This is a genomic window from Mycoplasma sp. 1232 (assembly GCF_034863345.1).
In the GTDB taxonomy this organism is placed as follows: Bacteria; Bacillota_I; Bacilli_A; order Mycoplasmatales; family Metamycoplasmataceae; genus Mycoplasmopsis.
The window spans coordinates 1-18,647 of sequence record NZ_JAYFFB010000006.1 but is presented as its reverse complement, the minus strand read 5'-3'; the positions used below and the strand labels follow the sequence as shown (position 1 = coordinate 18,647).

General features: G+C 26.7%; 17 protein-coding genes and 1 rRNA gene. 12 read left to right on the top strand and 6 right to left on the bottom strand.

Annotated elements, in window-relative coordinates:
• Positions 1–4 precede the first annotated feature (4 nt).
• The 3 genes from tilS to VBM88_RS02040 are packed head-to-tail and all read right to left on the bottom strand — an operon-like array spanning position 5 to position 3,700.
• On the bottom strand, positions 5–880 hold the full coding sequence (gene tilS / locus VBM88_RS02050; RefSeq protein ID WP_323680330.1) for a tRNA lysidine(34) synthetase TilS: 876 nt from the start codon (positions 878–880) through the stop codon (positions 5–7).
• The gene (gene pth / locus VBM88_RS02045) at positions 861–1,418 is read right to left on the bottom strand and encodes an aminoacyl-tRNA hydrolase (RefSeq protein WP_323680329.1); all 558 of its coding nucleotides are present in this window, start codon (positions 1,416–1,418) and stop codon (positions 861–863) included. The genes tilS and pth overlap by 20 nt, the downstream gene beginning before the upstream one ends.
• Positions 1,418–3,700 (bottom strand): AAA family ATPase, encoded by a 2,283-nt coding sequence (locus VBM88_RS02040; protein WP_323680328.1) that lies wholly within the window; start codon positions 3,698–3,700, stop codon positions 1,418–1,420. The genes pth and VBM88_RS02040 overlap by 1 nt, the downstream gene beginning before the upstream one ends.
• Before the next feature lie 264 nt (positions 3,701–3,964).
• Between VBM88_RS02040 and VBM88_RS02035 the strand changes: the two genes are divergently transcribed.
• The 3 genes from VBM88_RS02035 (at position 3,965) to VBM88_RS02025 (ending at position 6,837) form a co-directional block, all read left to right on the top strand.
• Positions 3,965–5,371, top strand: a complete 1,407-nt coding sequence (locus VBM88_RS02035) for a DnaA ATPase domain-containing protein (protein WP_323680327.1) — start codon at positions 3,965–3,967, stop codon at positions 5,369–5,371.
• A gap of 123 nt (positions 5,372–5,494) precedes the next feature.
• On the top strand, positions 5,495–6,622 hold the full coding sequence (locus VBM88_RS02030) for a DNA polymerase III subunit beta (protein WP_257089128.1): 1,128 nt from the start codon (positions 5,495–5,497) through the stop codon (positions 6,620–6,622).
• Positions 6,623–6,624: 2 nt separating this feature from the next.
• On the top strand, positions 6,625–6,837 hold the full coding sequence (locus VBM88_RS02025; RefSeq protein ID WP_323680326.1) for an RNA-binding S4 domain-containing protein: 213 nt from the start codon (positions 6,625–6,627) through the stop codon (positions 6,835–6,837).
• 35 nt (positions 6,838–6,872) lie between these two features.
• Here VBM88_RS02025 and VBM88_RS02020 read toward each other — a convergent pair whose 3' ends face one another.
• Both VBM88_RS02020 and serS read right to left on the bottom strand, forming a co-directional pair.
• On the bottom strand, positions 6,873–8,000 hold the full coding sequence (locus VBM88_RS02020; RefSeq protein ID WP_323680325.1) for an HAD family acid phosphatase: 1,128 nt from the start codon (positions 7,998–8,000) through the stop codon (positions 6,873–6,875).
• Between the two features lie 128 nt (positions 8,001–8,128).
• On the bottom strand, positions 8,129–9,394 hold the full coding sequence (serS, locus tag VBM88_RS02015) for a serine--tRNA ligase (RefSeq protein ID WP_323680324.1): 1,266 nt from the start codon (positions 9,392–9,394) through the stop codon (positions 8,129–8,131).
• A gap of 206 nt (positions 9,395–9,600) precedes the next feature.
• Between serS and rpmH the strand changes: the two genes are divergently transcribed.
• The 4 genes from rpmH (at position 9,601) to rrf (ending at position 12,312) form a co-directional block, all read left to right on the top strand.
• The gene (gene rpmH / locus VBM88_RS02010; protein WP_257089135.1) at positions 9,601–9,747 is read left to right on the top strand and encodes a 50S ribosomal protein L34; all 147 of its coding nucleotides are present in this window, start codon (positions 9,601–9,603) and stop codon (positions 9,745–9,747) included.
• Between the two features lie 9 nt (positions 9,748–9,756).
• Positions 9,757–10,080 (top strand): ribonuclease P protein component, encoded by a 324-nt coding sequence (gene rnpA, locus VBM88_RS02005; protein ID WP_323177707.1) that lies wholly within the window; start codon positions 9,757–9,759, stop codon positions 10,078–10,080.
• Positions 10,080–12,128: a membrane protein insertase YidC gene (gene yidC / locus VBM88_RS02000; protein ID WP_323680323.1), complete on the top strand. Its 2,049-nt coding sequence runs from the start codon at positions 10,080–10,082 to the stop codon at positions 12,126–12,128. The genes rnpA and yidC overlap by 1 nt, the downstream gene beginning before the upstream one ends.
• 78 nt (positions 12,129–12,206) lie before the next feature.
• Positions 12,207–12,312 (top strand): 5S ribosomal RNA (gene rrf / locus VBM88_RS01995).
• Positions 12,313–12,367: 55 nt separating this feature from the next.
• Here the strand turns inward: rrf and VBM88_RS01990 are convergent.
• Positions 12,368–12,913, bottom strand: coding sequence for a hypothetical protein (locus VBM88_RS01990; protein WP_323680322.1), 546 nt, complete (start codon positions 12,911–12,913; stop codon positions 12,368–12,370).
• A gap of 89 nt (positions 12,914–13,002) precedes the next feature.
• On the opposite strand from VBM88_RS01990, the gene VBM88_RS01985 reads away from it, so the two are divergent.
• The 5 genes from VBM88_RS01985 (at position 13,003) to VBM88_RS01965 (ending at position 18,415) form a co-directional block, all read left to right on the top strand.
• The gene (locus VBM88_RS01985) at positions 13,003–15,156 is read left to right on the top strand and encodes a HinT-interacting membrane complex protein P80 (RefSeq protein WP_323680321.1); all 2,154 of its coding nucleotides are present in this window, start codon (positions 13,003–13,005) and stop codon (positions 15,154–15,156) included.
• Entirely contained in the window at positions 15,156–16,385 is a 1,230-nt protein-coding gene (locus VBM88_RS01980) for a HinT-interacting membrane complex lipoprotein P60 (protein ID WP_323680320.1), read from the top strand. The genes VBM88_RS01985 and VBM88_RS01980 overlap by 1 nt, the downstream gene beginning before the upstream one ends.
• The gene (hinT, locus tag VBM88_RS01975) at positions 16,385–16,717 is read left to right on the top strand and encodes a histidine triad protein HinT (RefSeq protein ID WP_323176764.1); all 333 of its coding nucleotides are present in this window, start codon (positions 16,385–16,387) and stop codon (positions 16,715–16,717) included. The genes VBM88_RS01980 and hinT overlap by 1 nt, the downstream gene beginning before the upstream one ends.
• Positions 16,718–16,721: 4 nt before the next feature.
• Positions 16,722–17,549, top strand: a complete 828-nt coding sequence (locus VBM88_RS01970; protein WP_323176765.1) for a Cof-type HAD-IIB family hydrolase — start codon at positions 16,722–16,724, stop codon at positions 17,547–17,549.
• Positions 17,550–17,668: 119 nt separating this feature from the next.
• The gene (locus VBM88_RS01965; RefSeq protein WP_323680319.1) at positions 17,669–18,415 is read left to right on the top strand and encodes a PQ-loop domain-containing transporter; all 747 of its coding nucleotides are present in this window, start codon (positions 17,669–17,671) and stop codon (positions 18,413–18,415) included.
• The last annotated feature ends 232 nt before the right edge of the window (positions 18,416–18,647 follow it).

The window sequence follows — 18,647 nt, the reverse complement described above, 5'->3', positions numbered from 1 at the left end:
CTTATTAATTTAGCAATTCACCCTTTAATTTGACAAAATATAAACTGTTCTTTAAAAGGTATTTTGAAGTTCTGTTTTTAGACAGAATAAAATCAATAATTGATTTGATTTTTAATGAGCTTAATTCAATGTTTTCATCAGAAAAATATGTGTGAATGTATTGATAAACTAAATGCCTTTTGTGTTTGAGTTTTTCAAAAACATCTTGCTTAAATCTTGATTCTTTTCAAATTTGAAATTCTTTTTGAATTTTTTTTCTTTTGAAACTTAAAAAGAAGTTTTTTAGCAGTGTACAAGCTATAAATGTATTTTTATAGAGTGTTTTTTTAGCGAAATCTAACCTTATTTTATTTCTTGAATATTTAGGCAAATTGTTCGTGTAATCAAAACAAAAAGGTGTGTGATTTTTTTGATTTTTCTTTGTTATTGTATTCTTAAAATACTTAAATAAATAAGGTCTATAAATATTGATTCCATCAATAAGATTTGATTGTTTTATTCCATAGAATAAAACATTTCTTTTAGACTGCTTTTGCATATATGCAGTCTCAAAAAAATCATCTTTATTGTGTGAAATTAACAATTTGCCACAATTCTCTTTTACATAAACTTTTTTGAAAAATTTGTATCTCTGCTCTCTAGCTCAAGATTGAAAATTACCTTTAACATAATCATTTTTAGATAACTCTAAAACATAAAGCTTGATATTATGACTCTTACAAAAATCTTCAACTACTTTTTGATCCAAAATACTATCAGCACGTTGATTGTAATTAACGTGAGCAACAATTATGTTTTTGTTTTTATATTCATTCAACATAAACATACTGTCTGGTCCACCACTAACAGCTAGTAAATATTTAGTTTTTTGATTTGACATTGTATTTGTTCATAACAGTTAGGATATCATTGTAGACAAATGAAATTGAAGCTTCTGCAGCTTTATTTAACACAGGTTCTAAAACCAACATTTGTTCAGGTGTAAAATTACCTAAAACAAAATCTCTTAATGGTTCTCTGTGTTCTGTATTAATTCCAATTTTTAATCTTTTAAATTCTTGAGTACTAAGCATTTGAACAATGTTTAAAACACCGTTATGACTCCCTCCTGAGCCACCAATTTTAATTGCACTTTTTCCTAGTGGAAAGTCTTTTTCATCATGAATAACCAAAATATTATCAGGATTAATTTTGAAAAATTGAGCTATTGCTTGAACGAATTCACCTGATTTATTCATATAAGTGATTGGTTTTGCAATTATTAAATCATCTAACTTAACATATTCTCCATTAAATTTAGATTTGTTTAACTCGACACCCATTTGCTTACAAATTTTATCAATAACCATAAAACCAACATTGTGTCTAGTGTATTTGTATTTATCTCCTGGATTTCCTAAACCAACTATTAATTTCATTACACCCTTCTTTCTGTTTGTATAAAGAATCTTAAGTTTGTATGCACTTGATTAGCACTTGTTGCGTGTATTCTTTCAATTAAACTTTTGTAATCAACACTTTGGTCAATAAATATTTGCAAGTGTTTAATTGCCCTTGATGCACCTGTATAAAGCATTTTTTTGCTTTGCATAAATGCGTGTTCATTATGAATCACCATAATAACAGAGTCAATTTCACTACCTTGGAATTTGTGAATTGTAGTGCTATATGCAAGTTGAATTTGTTCTTGAAATTCTCTTAATGAATACTCAATTTCTTTTTTTCATTCATCCCCTCTATAGAAAGTAACTTTAATTTTCTTAACTTTTTTGTTACCTGATTTAGAGGTTGCATCCTCATAAACAACATCAGTTATATAACCGATATCACCATTAGAAATATTTTCGTTATTTCTATTTTCTAACTGCATAACTTTATCGTTTATTCTATATTCAATTTGACTATAGTTTTTTCAGTTTGTTGCAAAAACATCATTTTTATTTATTGCATTTTGAATTTTCTTATTAACTTCATTAATTCCATATTGATATCTGTAAGTTGGAATAAGGATAATAACGTTATTAATTCCGAATTTTTCAACTTCTTTTGCATACAGCATTAATAAATCATTATGAAAGTTTTTGTTATCTACTTTAACTAAATCAACTTCAGAAGGTTTAAACATTGAATCATCAACTTCACCTCTGTTAATATTTGAAAAATGTTTTCAAATTGTTTCTGAATCACTTCTATAAAACTTAGTTAAGTATGTTGTAGGTATATTTTGTGAAAAAATTAAATCATCTAATAAGTTACCTGGTCCAATCGCTGGTAACTGGAAAGCATCCCCAATTAAAACAATCTTTTCTAATTTAGAGCTTGCTTTTAACAATTTATCTAATAAGTTAACATCAATCATTGAAAACTCATCAATAATTAAAATTCTTAAATCAACAATTTCTTCTAAATTAGTTAAAGAAATTTTTTCATCAGTATTAGCTATTTGTAGGTAGCTGTGAATCGTTCTAATTTGATGTTTAATTTTTATAGAAACATTAGTAGCAGCCCTACCTGTTGGTGCTAAGATAGCGAATTCATTCGCTTTAACTTTGTTTTTCTTTAATGTTTCATAAATATGCTTAATAACAAATGTTTTCCCTGTTCCTGGTCCACCACTTATTATTGAAATATTTTTGTTTATGAAATTATCATAAGCGGCTTTTTGTTGCTTTGATAAGAATTTCAAATCAATCATAGCTTCAGGTTTTAATTTGCAAATTAATTCTGAATTAGCTAATTTCATTAATCTGTTGTAAATATATGCTTCTTTATCAAATGTAGCTTTCAAAGTAAAGAAACCAGGTAAAACTTGAATTAAATGTTCATCTCTAATAAATCTTTCAAAAATGATATCTACATCAATTTCGTCTTTTATGAATGCGAAATCACTTTCTTCTTCATTTATTAATGAATTTCATTTTATATTCGCATCTTCAATAGCTTTTTTGAATTTCACTTGCAATGTATCTAAATCAAAAATTGTAGTGTTTTGAGTTTCTAAATCTCAAACAACTTTATATAAGTAAGCTACGTATCTTTGATAATTTTCTTTAGTTCAATTCAACAAGAATGCAAAAGTATCAACTTTAAAAATGTCATCAATTACTTTGTCTATAAACAAGTAATAAGGAGAGTTGTTTTTGTAATATTCGATGAAGTTAAATTCTCTAGAACCGTGAATAGTTGCTAATTTTTCAACTAAATCACTAACTCTTGGGTTATTGAATAAATTTATATTTTTCTTATCTTCTTCAGTTAAGTTTAGTAGTGATTTTAATCTTGCACTATTTTCTTCATAATATTTAACTAATGATTCTAGTTGTTTATCAGTAATTACACTTAATAATTCATCTCTATAATTTTCAATATCTGCTAGTTTAGTAAATAGATCTTGTCCAAATTCATCAATTATTTTTTTAGCAGTTAATTTTCCGATGTTAGGTACATTTTTTGAAAGATAATCAACTCAATCTGTTTGCACATCTTCGATTATCAACTCTAAATTCTTAATAATTTTTGAGTTTTTGTAACTAGCTTTAGGATTATCTCCAAACTCAACTTCGTATTTTTTATATAAATTTGGAAAGACATTTGTAACAAAAACTAAGAATGTTTGACTTTTACCTTCAGGTAAAAATAACATAAGTGCTCAACCTAATTCTTTACCACCTTTAATTTGCTTAATAAATTTACCTTTCATTTTCTCTCCTTACTTTCTATCTATTTATTTAAATTATAAAGATTTAATTTTTATATATCACCCTTTATTTTAGGTGCCGAATTGGATTGTTTTTTGATAAGTTATCCACATAGTTAAAACAATAAAATATAAATATGTTAATAAGTACTTTTTTACTTACATTTTAGATACTTTAGTTGTGGATAACTTTTTCATAACTATGTTGTTAAAGTTGTTTATAACTTATTTTTAAATATGTTTTTTATATAGTAATAAAATTTAGCTATGAATATTAATAATTTCGATGAAGAGAAAAACAAAGAAGAAGCGAAATTAAACTCTTACAACGAACTTTATATTGAGTATATAAAGAATGAAATTCAAGATAATCTCGCTTTTAAAACGTTTTTTAAAAATTTAACAATTCTTAGTTTCAAAAACAATGAAGTTGTTATTTATTTCCCTAAAGTCCATCCTAATTTAAGTTCATTTAAAAATTATTACAAAAATGTTTTTGATAAATCAGTCAAAGAAATTTTTGGAGCGAATGTTGCTTACAGAATAATTGATAAAGAGACTTTAGATGCACTTAAAGAAACTGAAAAACAAAGTAAAAACTTAAATATTCAGATACCTACAACAAATAAAAAGAAAACAGATGGTATTGAATATACATTTCACAACTATATTCATGGTTCATTCAATGATGAAGCTTTAAATATTTGTAAATCAATTATTGATGATGAATACAAACTAGAAGTTTTATTTATCACAGGTAACTCTGGTTTAGGTAAAACTCACCTTTTAAAAGCTATTTCTAATGCTTTAAACAAAGAAGGTAAATTGTCATTTCTTGTTAATGCAACTGAGTTTATTCGATGAATTCAACCTTTATTAAAAGAAAATTCAGTTGATGTTCTTAATAAATTTCAGAAGAAATTGATTGATAATTACGACATTTTAATGTTTGACGATTTCCAATTGTATGGTTCAGGGAATAAAAAAGCTACAAAAGATTACATTTTCCAAGTTCTGGATAGCAGAATGGAAAAAGGTAAATTAACCATTTTTTGTTCTGATACAGATATAAATGGAATTTCTAAAATATTTGATGAAAGACTTGTTTCAAGAATTCAATCTGGGTTTATTACAAAAATCAAACAACCTGAACAAGAAGATTTACATAAGATTTTAGATTTCTTACTTACAGAAAACAACTTCGACACAAACACATTAGATGATGAATCAAAAGATTTCATCATAAGAAATAATTCAAATTCAATCAGAACACTCACAGGTGCTGTAAAAAGATTAAGTTTCTACGAAAAAGAAATTAAATCATTACCAAAAACTTTAGTTATAAAAACAATTAAAAATATTTTTGGTGATTTTATTAAAGATAAAGCAGAAATTACTGATGAAATAATTTTAAAAGCTGTTTCAGAATATTACAAAATACCAGTTAAAGACATTTTAAGTCCATCGAGAAAATCTAATATCTTTTTAGCGAGACAAATTGCAATTTATATGATTAAAAAGCATTTAGATTATTCATCTAATGAATTAGGTAAATTATTTAAAAGAGATCATTCAACTATATTAAGTGCTTTAAAGAAAATAAATACTAAAGATGATATTAAAGTTAAAAAAGTTATAAATGAAGTAGAAGATAAGATGCGCAAGAATTATTAATAATTTATAAACATTTATTTTTAACCAAAAACTTAAAAAATAATAAAAAAAAACACTAAAATTTAACTTTTTGAAAGTTATAAACATATTAACAACTGTTAATATTTATATTAAGGAGAAGATATGAAATTTACAATTTCAAAACATTTAATAGATCAATTAATTGAATTTATGTCTAATTATATTGATAATAATGATATGCATTATTTATCAAGAACAATTAAGATTGAATTAGATAGTCAAAATTTAGTTTTAACAGCAGCTAACGCATCTATAGCAGCTAGAAAAGTTATTAAAGTTGATGAAGATAAAATTAAAGTTGAAAAAGCAGGGAAACTTTGTATTTTAGCTTCTTTATTAAAAAACATTATTAAGAAATTTAATAAAGAAATTACTTTTAAACAAAGAGGTAATTTAATTGATATTTATGAAGGTTCAACTTCATTTACTTTAACAACAAATGATATTACACAATATATTGATACAAATTTTGAAGATCAAAAAAACACTCTTGAAATCGACGCTCAGAGATTAGATAAAATTATCAACAATGTTTCAATTTCAACAACAATAAGTAATGATAAATTAAACTCAATAGTTTTTAAATGTATTAATATAACATCTAAAAATTCAGAAAATGTAAGATTTGTAGCAACTGATTCATATAGACTTTCAACTGAAATTTTAAAAGTTGATAAAAAAGTTGATATCGATTTAACAGTTGATGCAAAAAGTCTTAAAAAACTTATTACAAAAGACGCACCAGAAAAAGTTCAATTATTCTTTGATGAGCATAAAATAGGTATTTCTTACGAAAATACAGTAATTTATATTTCTGTAAGTAAAATTCAATATATTGATATTTCATCATTATTCCAAACAAAATATACAAGAAGATTTTCTATTGAAAAAGATGAATTATTAAAAGTTATTAATACAGCTTTATTCCAAATTACAGAAAAAGATAGAAAAATGGAATTCTCATTCAATGAAAATGAAATTAAAGTTTTATTTGAAGTTCCTGAAATCGGAACAGGAAAGGCTGTTTCGAATAAATTTCAAATTTTAGAAGGAAAACCTATTGATATGGACTTTAACTACATTTATATCAAGGATGCAGTTTCACAGTTAGAACCAGGTAATATTAATATTTTCATTTCTGAAAAAGAAGATAGAGTACTTTTATTAACAGAAAATGATAATTCACATATTCAGTTAATTACACCATTAAGAAAGTTTTATAACAATTAATTATGACAATCAAAATAATAGGTGATTCAATTAAATTAAGTCAATTTTTAAAGAAAATTAATGAGACTGATACAGGTGGTCAAGCTAAATTCTTTATCGAGACAAATGATATTAAAATTAATAATAAAAAACCTGAGGGTAGATCTTCAAAAATACACCCAGGTGATGTTGTTTGAATAAACGACCAAATTTATGTAATTGAAAAAGAAAAATAAACCATTTTATTGGTTTATTTTTTATATTAAATTAACTAACTTTTTGAAGGAACGTAAATAAATCCTTTTAATTTTTCAGTAATCTTAGCGTAGTTGTATCCTTTTTGACCAATTAAATGTGATAATCAACTTCCATATGATGAATTTCCAGGAATTAAAACATATGATTCAGAGTGAGTTTCATCTTCTCAAGCACCTGTTTCTTTGTTATAGTATGTTCCCATTACAGAAATATCCATATTTCCGAATAAGTCACCATATCTATTTGAATCAGATTTAAGTTCACCTACAACTTGTTCTGAAGTTACACCTGATTTTTTAGTGAAGTTGTCATTGAAATCAGAAATATCATCCCCAACTCTCATAACAACTTTGAATTGAACTGGTGTTTCACCAATTGTAATTTTATTATTATTTACAAGATGCATTCTTTCTTCTTTTTCTGATTTTGTAGAGGTTGTTGATGAATAAGGTTTTTGTTTATTAGCTAAATCCACACCTTGCATTCATCAAATAAAATCAGGCATATATTTAGCCTCAAGCCCTAAATTAATTAAGTTTGTTTTACTTGGTTCTTTATGTCATTTTTGAGAACGGTTAGAGTTAAAGAATACTACTCCACCTTTTGAGTAAACATGCTTAATAAAATCAATTGCCCCAGGAACTTCTGTAGAAATAGCTTGACTAACAAAATCATCTCATGCACGTCCATCGTATGATTTATTGTTAAGGAATAAATAGTTTTGGTATTTAAAGTTATTTAAAACAGTTTCATCTAAATCCATGAATACCACTGGAATGAATTTACCTTCTTCTGGTGCTGAAACAACAATTTCATCACCAGAAATATTAACTTTAGTTAAATCAACATTTGGTTGTGTAATCATTTTGTCAAAAGCAGCTTTAGCATTTTTGTAAACTTGCATCCCCATAGCATGTTTTTCTCCAGAGAATGAGTTTCATGCATTTGAACTACCGATTCCTCCACCATTTGCGATTAAAGTTTGAGCTGCTTTAATTTTTTCAGCAACTTCTTCTTCTGTGTATGTTTTTACTTTAGGTGCTTCAGGTGTTTTTTCTGAATGACATGAGTTAGTAACAATAGGTGCAGCAGTTAAAACAATTGAACCTGCTCCAAATAATAAGTATTTTAATTTTTTCATAAATCTCCTTAGTAAATTGAGTAAATAAAATAATATATATAAATTCATTTTATTACATACTTAACTATAAGTTAAGTAAATAGTTATTTTTTTCACAAAATGTGTAAAAAAATAACGCATAAGCGTTACTATAATGTTTTTAATCCACCCATATATGGTACAAGAACTTCAGGGATAGAAACACTTCCATCAGGGTTTTGGTAGTTTTCTAAGATAGCTGCAATTACTCTATCAACAGCTAAACCTGAACCATTCATTGTGTGAGCATATTCACTTTTACCTTCATCATTTTTATATCTAATCATAGCTCTACGAGCTTGGAAATCACTCATATAACTTACACTAGATGTTTCTCTATATCTTTGTTCTGAAGGTAATCATAATTCTAAGTCAATTGTTTTTCTTGAAGAAAATCCTAAGTCACCAGTACATAAGAGTAATTCTCTATAAGGAATTTGTAATTTTTCAAGCACATCCTTAGCATCTTCAACCATTTTTTCATACTCAACCATAGCATCTTTTGCAGATGTAACTTTTACAAGTTCAATTTTCTTAAATTCATGTTGTCTTAAGATACCTTTTGTATCTTTACCTGAGCTTCCTGCTTCAGATCTAAAACATTCTGTATATGCTGTAGCTCTAAAAGGAGTTGATAAGTCAATGATTTCATCATTGTAAATGTTTGTTAATGTAACTTCAGCGGTAGGGATTAAATATTCATCTAATCCTTCTAATTTATATAAATCTTCTTTGAATTTAGGTAATTGACCTGTTCCATATAACATTTTGTCTTTAACAATTACAGGTGTTGTGAATTCTTCATAACCTTTTGAAGTGTGTAAATCCAACATAAATGAAATTAATGCACGAACTAATTTTGAACCATTGTTTTTGTAAATTACATATCTTGAACCTGATAATTTAACAGCTCTTTCAATATCTAAGATACCTAAATTTTTAGCAACTTCATAGTGAGGTAACACATCTTTAACAAGACCTCTACCTAATTTATCATGCTCTTTAATGATTACATTTTGATTTTCATCCTCTCCAACAGGAACTTCTTCTAAAGTTTCGTTAGGGATTTGTAAAATTAATTCATTAATTCTGCTATTTAACTCTTGCTCTTGGTTAGATAAAGTTAAATCTTCGTTTTTAACTACTTCAATTTGTGCTTTTAATTCAACTAATTTACCTTTATCGTTTTTAAATAAACCAAATTGTTTTGAAAGATTGTTTAATTCACTTTTTTTATCTTGTGATTGTTTCATCACACTACCTCTTTGTTTAGCTAATGAAACAAATTCATCAAAAATTTCAATTTTAAAACCTCTGTTTTGTAGGTTTTTTCTTACTTTTTCTTCATTATTTAAAACATATTTTATATCTAGCATTTTGACCTCGTAATTTGAATTGTTTAAATTATACATTAATAAAGAGTTAATGAATTATTATGTTGAAAATAGATTTTTTAACCCTTAAATTAAGCAAAATAATTCAAAAAATGATACTAAAAAAATAGATGCTAAAAAATTAGTCATTTGCTATAATTTAAACACGCTTATATAAAATATAAAATTATTCACATAAGGAGGAAATTATGAGTAAAAGAACTTATCAACCAAACAAGCGTAAACATGCTAAGGTTCATGGTTTTAGAGCTAGAATGAAAACAGCAAATGGTAGAAAAGTATTAGCAAGAAGAAGAGCTAAAGGTAGAAAAAGATTAACAGTTTCTGATAAATAATTCTAAACAATGAAAAAACAATATCGACTAAAGAAGAATTGAGAATTTGAAGATGTAATTAATGCAAGACAAGGTAACTTTGTTTCAAATAGATATTTAATCATCTATTTCAAGAAAAGTAAAAACTTCGCTGCAGGAATTACAGTTCCAAAAAAATTCGCAAAAGCTGTAGGTCGTAATTTTTTTAAAAGACAATTAAGAGCAATTATGCATGAGTTGAATTTATATCACCTCAAATATCATTTTGTTTTAATTGTTCGTAAAGAATTTATGAAAGAAGATTTTGCTATCAAAAAACAACATATAGCAAAACTCTTTGAGAAATTTAAATAATGAAGAAAAACGCAAAAAATTTTTCATACTTTACTAACGGTAATGATCCGAAAACTAACCGTAAAGAGTTAACTAGAAAAATCCTTAAATGATTAAAAATAGTTTTCTATGTGTTAATTTTTGGACTTACTGTAACAGGGTGTGTTCAATCCTTTGTTATTAAAAACTCTTACAACGTAGGTAACGGACTTGAGTTTTATAGAGATAAAGGTGACATAGCACCTAGAGTTAATACTTTAAAGAGCACAAATCAAAAAAGAGATTTAGTAACACTTCAAGATCCAAATGGAGAAAACAAAACATCTGAAGTATTTGAATACGACAGATTAGCACTTGATACTGAATCAAACATTTTTGTTACTGATAAAGATATATTAAAGAAACTTAGAGAACAAACAAAATCACATAAGGGTGAATATGGTACCCCTGGTGGATACATGTCTGTTTTAAGAATTCCATTTAATTCTGAAATTCTTAAAAACGCAGGTTACAAATTTGATGAAAAATTCAAATTAATTTACACAGGCTCAGATGATGCTAAAAATTATTTATTTGCAACAGCATCTGATAAAACTTACAACTTTGTAAAAGAACCTACAGATATCTTTATTTTCCCATTCACTTTCCCACAAGATGAAAAAAATAACTACGATAAAGGTAAACTTCAAAGTTACATGACTTTTAAAACAGAAAAAAAATACAAGGAAGTCAATGGAAAACAAGAAGTGGATAAAATAATCCCTGTTCTTACTGATGCAAAAGAATACCAAATTACATACATTTCAGGTATTCAAAAAATTTATAACTACACATCAGAAAACGAATCTGTTTCTAATAAGTTTGCTAGAGATATTCTCCAAATGTTATATACATATTCATTTGGTGAAGGATCTAAATTTGCTGCAAAATTAGGTAAAGAACCTTCTTTATTTATTAAAGAATTAGTTGATAACATTCCAGCAAATGTTAAAGAAGAAAATATCTCAGAACACAATAACACATTATTTACCTTAACTCAAGAACAATACCAATTGCTTATTGAATATCAAAATACAATGCAGTCATACATGAATGAATTAGGATTCTTTAATGGAGAAGTTCCTAACTCATCTTCTGAAGAATATAAAGAAAGAAGAGAACAAGTTCAAAATCAATACAAATTAAATAGAACTGATAAATATGACTACAATACAAATATTCTTTATTCTGAAAACATTAACACACTTCCTTTAAGAGGTGATTTACCATTACAAGCTATTACAACTTGAGGTGAAGCTTGAAAATATGGACCATTTTATGGTTTATTAGTATATCCACTTTCAGTGTTGGTGCAATCAATGCGTCAATCAATGCCTGATATGCTTGGATGAGCTTCTGTTATCTCAATTATAGTTGCAATCATTATTTCACGTCTTATTACACTTGCATTTACATTTAGAACAACTGTAATGCAATCAGTAATGGAAGAACTTAAATACAAAAAAGCTGCTATTGAAGCTAAATATAAAGGTTTAGAAGATAATAAAGCTATGAAACTTAAGAAAAATCAAGAGATTCAAGCTTTATATACAAAATACAACATAAATCCATTAGACCAATTTGGAAATATGTTGCTTACTATGCCGATTTTCCTTGCTATGTGAAGAGTTATTCAAAGTATTCCTGAAATCAAACAAACAACATGGCTTGGTATTAACTTCGCCTCAACATCATATAAGAGATTGTTTGAGGGAGAATGAGTTTACTTATGAATTTTAGTACTTGTTGTTGGGTTCCAATTACTTTCAAGCTTCTTACCAAGACTTCTTAATAGAAAGAAAATGAAACGTAAAACAACAATCGCAGAAGCTGAAGCACTTAAGAAATCTGAAAGAACACAAAAGATTATGATGCTTGTGTTCACAGCAATTACCTTAATCTTTACAGCTGGTGTTCAAGTTTATTGATTATTCGGTTCAATATGAACAATTATGCAAACATTAATTATTCACAAACTCATACATTCTAAGAAATTTAAAGAGAAATTCATAAATAAGAAAACTCGATAAATAACTTTTTCATTTAAATAATAAGCATTAAAAAAATAAAAAATTTACTTGACTTTATTTTAATAGTGCTATAATATATGCAGTGGTTATAGCAAAGGGGATCACCTGAATCCATTCCGAACTCAGTAGTTAAGCCCTTTAGTGCCGAAGATAGCTTTATAGTGAAAATAGGGAGCCGCTGCTTTTTTTATACCTTTTTATAAAAATAATAATTAAAACCACCTTTTCAGGTGGTATTTTTAATCTAAATCAACATTTTCTATATGAAAATAAGGAAGTTTTAAATCATCAAATTCAACTATATCATAGTAGTTCGGGTTAAGATTTTTAACTCTAGAAATAACTAGTTTAGCTTTCTTATCTCTATAAATTAAAAACCTTGTATTTGGGTTTTGTGAAAATAGAACTTCAATTAATTCATGACAATATTGGCTTTGTTTATTATTTTCTTTTTCAACAATTTTCTTAGCTAAATTGATCTTTTTAGCATTATTATCAGTTGATTGAATCAGTAAATTAAGGATAATATCAGTGTTATTTAAAGAAAAAATAGGCAGAAATTTCTCGTTTTTATTCATTTTATTAGAGATGTTAATTAACTCAGGGAACTTGTTTTTTAATTTCAAAAATGCATAAACATCAATCACAATTTGAATTGGTTTAGTTAACTCTTTTTTCTCTTTAATTTGACTTAAAGTGCTAGAGAATAGGGAGAAAATGAATTTTTCTTCCTTACTAATTTTGAGCAATTCCTCAAAAACATTTTTAATTTCTGCTTGTTTCATAGTGAAATTATAATAAATTAAATTTGATATAATTAAAACAATATTTATTATTACATAATAAATAAATTTTATAAAACTAAGAGGTATTAATGGCTAAAAGACAAAAATCATTCTTTGAACGTTTAGTTGAGTTAAATGATAGACACGATGAGAAGAAACATAAAACTTCAACTAACAAATCAAAAAGATCTAAAACCTTAATCGGTATTTTTTCTGCTTTAACAGTTGGAGTTATTGCATCTATTACAATTCCTTTAACAATTACAACTACAAAGGTTAACTACATTCAACCGGTTGATGGAGAAAAATCTGCTTTTGTTGTTAATGATGCAAAAGGTAATGAACTTAACTCATTAACAGTTCGTAAATTAACAGATTTAGTAAAATCACAAAGTCAAGAAGTTTCAGAAGAAATCAAAAATGCATACAGAGAAGCGATTTTCTATATGTATGAACAAGAAGTTGAAGCATCAATTCAATATCAAAACATTTACAATAGTTCATTACAAAATGATGAAGAAGTTAACAATTCAATCGAACTTAAATCATTAGATGAAATCAAAAGACAAATTAAAGCTAAATTTGAAGATTTAAAAGTTAACTTCAAAAAAGTTTATGGTTTCCAAAATTGAGAAAAACAATTTTTTGAAGAACTTAAAAAAGATGAATACGGAAATTCAGCTAATGAAACAGATGCAACAAATTTCTTATTATTCAAACAAGTTGAAGAAATTGCTACACGTAGATATCAATTAGAATACAAAGTTGTTGATAGAACATTTGTAAATAGAACTGCTACAAAAGATATTTATAAACTTGATAAAAATGGAAATAAAGTTAAAGGTGAAAACAGTGAACCAATTAAATTATTCAGTAAAGGTGATAAAGTTTTCCCATATTTAGAAGAAAATGTTAATTACTTTGCTCCATCAGCAGATTCAACAAAAGTTACTTTATTAACAACAAAATCATTCATTACAGAATTCAAATCACCAGCAAACTTCATTTCTGAATACTTCAACAAAAATAACATCATCATTCCTACTGTTTACAAATTAGCAGGAACCATTTCTAAAAATGATGTAGTTTATCCATGAAAAATTTCATCTGACGATGACAAAGTGAAATTATTTAACTTATTAAAATGAAATGTAACTCCAACAGCTGATTCATTTATTGCAGAATCAAACGTTGCATCATTAACAAAATTTAATAAAGCAGAAGAATATGCGTTCCAAAAAGAAAATGAAACTAAAGAAGAATTTGTAAGTAGAGTTCAAAAATATAAAAACTTCTTATCATCAATCACAAATTCTGATGTTGAAAAATTAGCAACACCAGGTTTAACATCAAATATCAACTTATTTGCTAAAGATTTAGATCTTGCATTAGGTGTAAATGCAACTTCAATTTTTGCTAACGAACAAAATAACTTACCTGAATTCTCATTAAAAGAATTAATTGACGCAATCAAAGGTGCTTTAAACATTCTAGATCAACCTGATTTAACATCAGCTACAAACTTTGATGAAGCAGCAAGAATTGTTAAAGATTACGATGTTCAAATCGATAAGAAATTAGAAGACTTAAAATTTGAACCATCAAGATTCAACACAATTAACAAAGTTATTGCTGACTATATGTTTTCAAAAGTGCAAGATGCACAAACAACAAATAATCCATTAATTCCTTATGTCTTCAAATTATCAGATATGAAAGATGCATTTATGATAATTACAGATAGTAATGTGCAAATTGTAAGATATTCACAAATTACAGAATTAGATAAATTCAAACAATTTATTGCTGAGGATGCTAAAAACTTAGCTTTAGGAAATGTTTCATACTTCAACACACCTGCACAAATTTCAAATAACTTATCAAGTTCACAAATTCTTTCATTAGCTTTAAGTGATGAAAAATTTGTTGCAGATCTTAAAACAAAAACAAATACAACTACAGGAGCAAACTATACAGATGCTGATGTAACAAGCTTGCAAGCAAAAGTTAATAGTGTAAAAAGTGGAGAAGACACAAACAAATTAATTTCAGTATTAACATCAGTAAGTGAGTTCATTCAAAAACAATTAAACTATGGAAACAGCTATAATTTTATAGTTGATAAAGGTCTTACAAAAATAGTTTACAACCATAACGATAATGTATATAGCGATAAAAAAGCTATCGAAGTTATTAATGACTTAGTTTATTCAATCTTCGAAAAAAATGAAGGGAGCAAATAATGAGAAATATATTTAAAAAATCTTTATATTTAGCACCAGTTGCTTTCACACCATTGGCTGCACTTTCATGTGGAGTTGATAAAAACACAGAAGAAAAAAATAAACAAATCATTTTATTTGATAAACCTGCAGTTTCAACTATTGCAGAAAACTTATGATTAAAATCTGTTTTACAAGACCAATATAAAGTTGAAAAAAATACAAACTTACTTTCAAATGAAAAATTCTTTAATGAAGCTCTAATTGCTTACAAAGGATTTTTAGCTACAGAATCACAAAAGAATAACTTATATTTAGCTACTCAATTAAACAAGTGAAAATCAAACGGAATTTTCAATGAAACTGAATTAGCTGCATTGAACTCTTTATATAGAGATGTTTACAACATTAACTTAACAAATGAACAATTCCAAATCTTATACAACAACGAAAATACAGGTGTGGCTTTCACAGTTAATAAACTTCTTTTAGTTAAAAACTACTTCTTTATTTCAGATGTTGTTACATTAGAAAAAATCGATCCAAGTTCATTTAATTTATATGGTAAAAAATACGATAACAAGCAATTTAACTTAATTAAATATGTTATCTCAAATAAAACAGTTCAATTATGAAGTTACACAAATGATAATGTAAATGAAATGTATACAGATGCTAATAAAGTTATTAAACACGTTTTAGATTACAATAACTTATTAAAGAATTCTAAAGAAGCTCAAAACATTGCAACAGCAGATTTAATTTTCAATAATGTTCCTGCTAAAGCTGAATTTGAAGCTACAATGGGTGGATACCAAGGTATTAAATCTAACCCTTACAAATCAGACTATACTGTTGATGAATTATTAAAAGTTACATCACCTGAAAATTTAGTTGGTTTCTATAACTTAACAAATGGTAAATTAGTTTCAGTTGATGAAAATGGACAATTAGCTGAAGCAATTCCTGTTTCAAAAGATGGTAAAAAAGTTGAAGTAGCTTACTTTGCTAAAATTGTTCCAGTTGCTAAAAAAATTACAGTTGATACAAACGAAAACGGCACAAAAGAAGAAAAAACAGTTTTATCATTCGACCAAACAATTTACAAAGATTCATTAGATAAATTAGCTATCTTCATTTCAATCAGTGATGAAAACTTATACAAAAATGCAAAAGCAGCTTACATTACAATGGGTTACAAAATTTCATCTATTGATGAACTTAAAGATAAAACAGCAGGTCTTGAATAATGAATGATTCAATCTTTACAAAAATAATTAAAAGAGAAATCCCTTCAAACATCATCTATGAAGATAATGTTGTTATTGCGATTTTAGATGCATTTCCACAACAAGAAGGGCATTTCTTAGTTATTCCTAAAGAGCAGAAATCTAATATTTTAGAACACGATGAAGCAACTTTCTTACACGCTATGAAAGTTGCTAGAATGTTAGCTAAGCAAAGAGTTATAGATAACAACATCCCAGGTTTTAAAATATTGATCAACACAGGTAAAGAAGCAGGACAAGTTGTGTTCCACACACACATTCACGTAATTCCGTACAAAGAACAAGGAGAATAAAATTATGCAGCAGACAAAAATATTTACATTCGATTTAGATGGTACATTATTTACAAAAAGCGAAACAATTCATCCTTCAACAAAAGAAGTTTTACTTCAAGAGCAAGCTAAAGGAAATAAAATTGTTATTGCAACAGGTCGTGGTTTAGTTAAGATGCTTGCATTAAATCACGATACATTCAAATTTGTTGATTATTTGGTGTGTTCAAATGGTGCGTTAGTTCACAATATGAAAACTAATACAACATACACATTAGGTGAATTATCAAAAGAAATGTTAGATACAGTTCACGCACATGCACTTAAATATGATTTAGTTCTTTCAGTTGATGGAAATAACTATAATGGCTCAATTTTACCTAATGGAGCTTATCCAAAATGAATGTCACCACAGCAAGTTAAAAATATGAACATTTTTAATGAAGCTACAATTGAACAAGTAAAAGAAGCAATCAGTAATCCTGAAACAAAAATAACTCAAATGGCTATGAGAAACCAAGAACACAATGCTAAAGAAGCTACAGAAAACATTATGAGTAGTTTAAAAGATTTCGATTGTGAAGTTTACTTGACAAACTCAGTTTATACAGATATTAACCCTAAAAATATTTCTAAGTGAGCTGGAATTATGAAAATTGTTGAATTAGAACAATTAAAAGATTATCAAGTTGTAGCGTTTGGTGATAGTGGAAATGATGTTCACATGCTTTCTGAAGCACACGTGGGTGTAGCTATGGGGAATGCAACAATTGAAGCAAAATCAGCTGCTAACTTTGTTATTGGTGATAATGACACAAACACAATTGGACAATTCATTTCAGAAAACTTTTAACACATATACATAGGTACAAAAGTAAATTTTGTGCTTTTTTATTTTATTTACTTAAAATAAAAAATAATATAAAATATACATCATATTAAAGAACAAAATTTATATTTGAAAGGAATACTATGTCAACTGCATTTGAAATTATTAAATGAATTTGTGCAATTACTGTTATCTCATTAAGTATTCCTCAATTATTGAAAATTCTTAAAGATAAAAAGACAGGACCTGTTAACTTTGTGTCATTCTGAATTTTCCATATTGGGATTTTACTTTGAGTAATTTGAGGTGCAACAGATAAGAATAATGAAAAATTCATAACTGTTATGGTCGCAGATGGAGTGGGTATACTTGTAAACGGAATTATGACAGGTTTACTTTACTACTACAAAAAAGAATTTACTAATAAACAAAAATTACAAGGATATCTTGCTGTTTTAGCTACATGAATTATTGCTGGAATATTTACTGTATTTTACATTATTGATTATGGTAGAGATGGTAGCCAAAATAATCCATATATAATTGGAAAATTACATGATTCAATTTCAACTGTTATGGGATTCATTTTCCCAGCATTTACTACATTTGCTTTCTTGCCTCAGTTAATAACATCGTTTAAAACAAAACAATGACAAGGTGTTTCATACTGAATGTATGTTTTATATGTTGTAAACAACATTATTTGAATAGTTTACTGAATTTTATTAATCCTTATTAATAAATCTAAAGGGTACTCAATCACATCAGCTATCGGTGGATTAGTATGACAATCAATTTCATTAACACTATTCTCAATCCAATTAGGATTTACATTACACGATAAATTTACAACACAAAAAACAACAGTAAGACATTCACACCGTGCTTAATAATTGAATTAACAACCAATTTTGGTTGTTTTTTTACAAAAAACCTACACAAATATTGTGTAGGTAATTTTGATTATATTTGTGTAAGCTTTCCAAAAGTCATATTTGAACGTACAGTATCAGAGAAGTCTTCACCATAAAAGTATTCTAATCCTGAGTTTCCAAGTTGGAAGCTCATTTTTATAATTTTTAAACTCTACTTATATACTATGTATATAAGTAAAAAATCAAA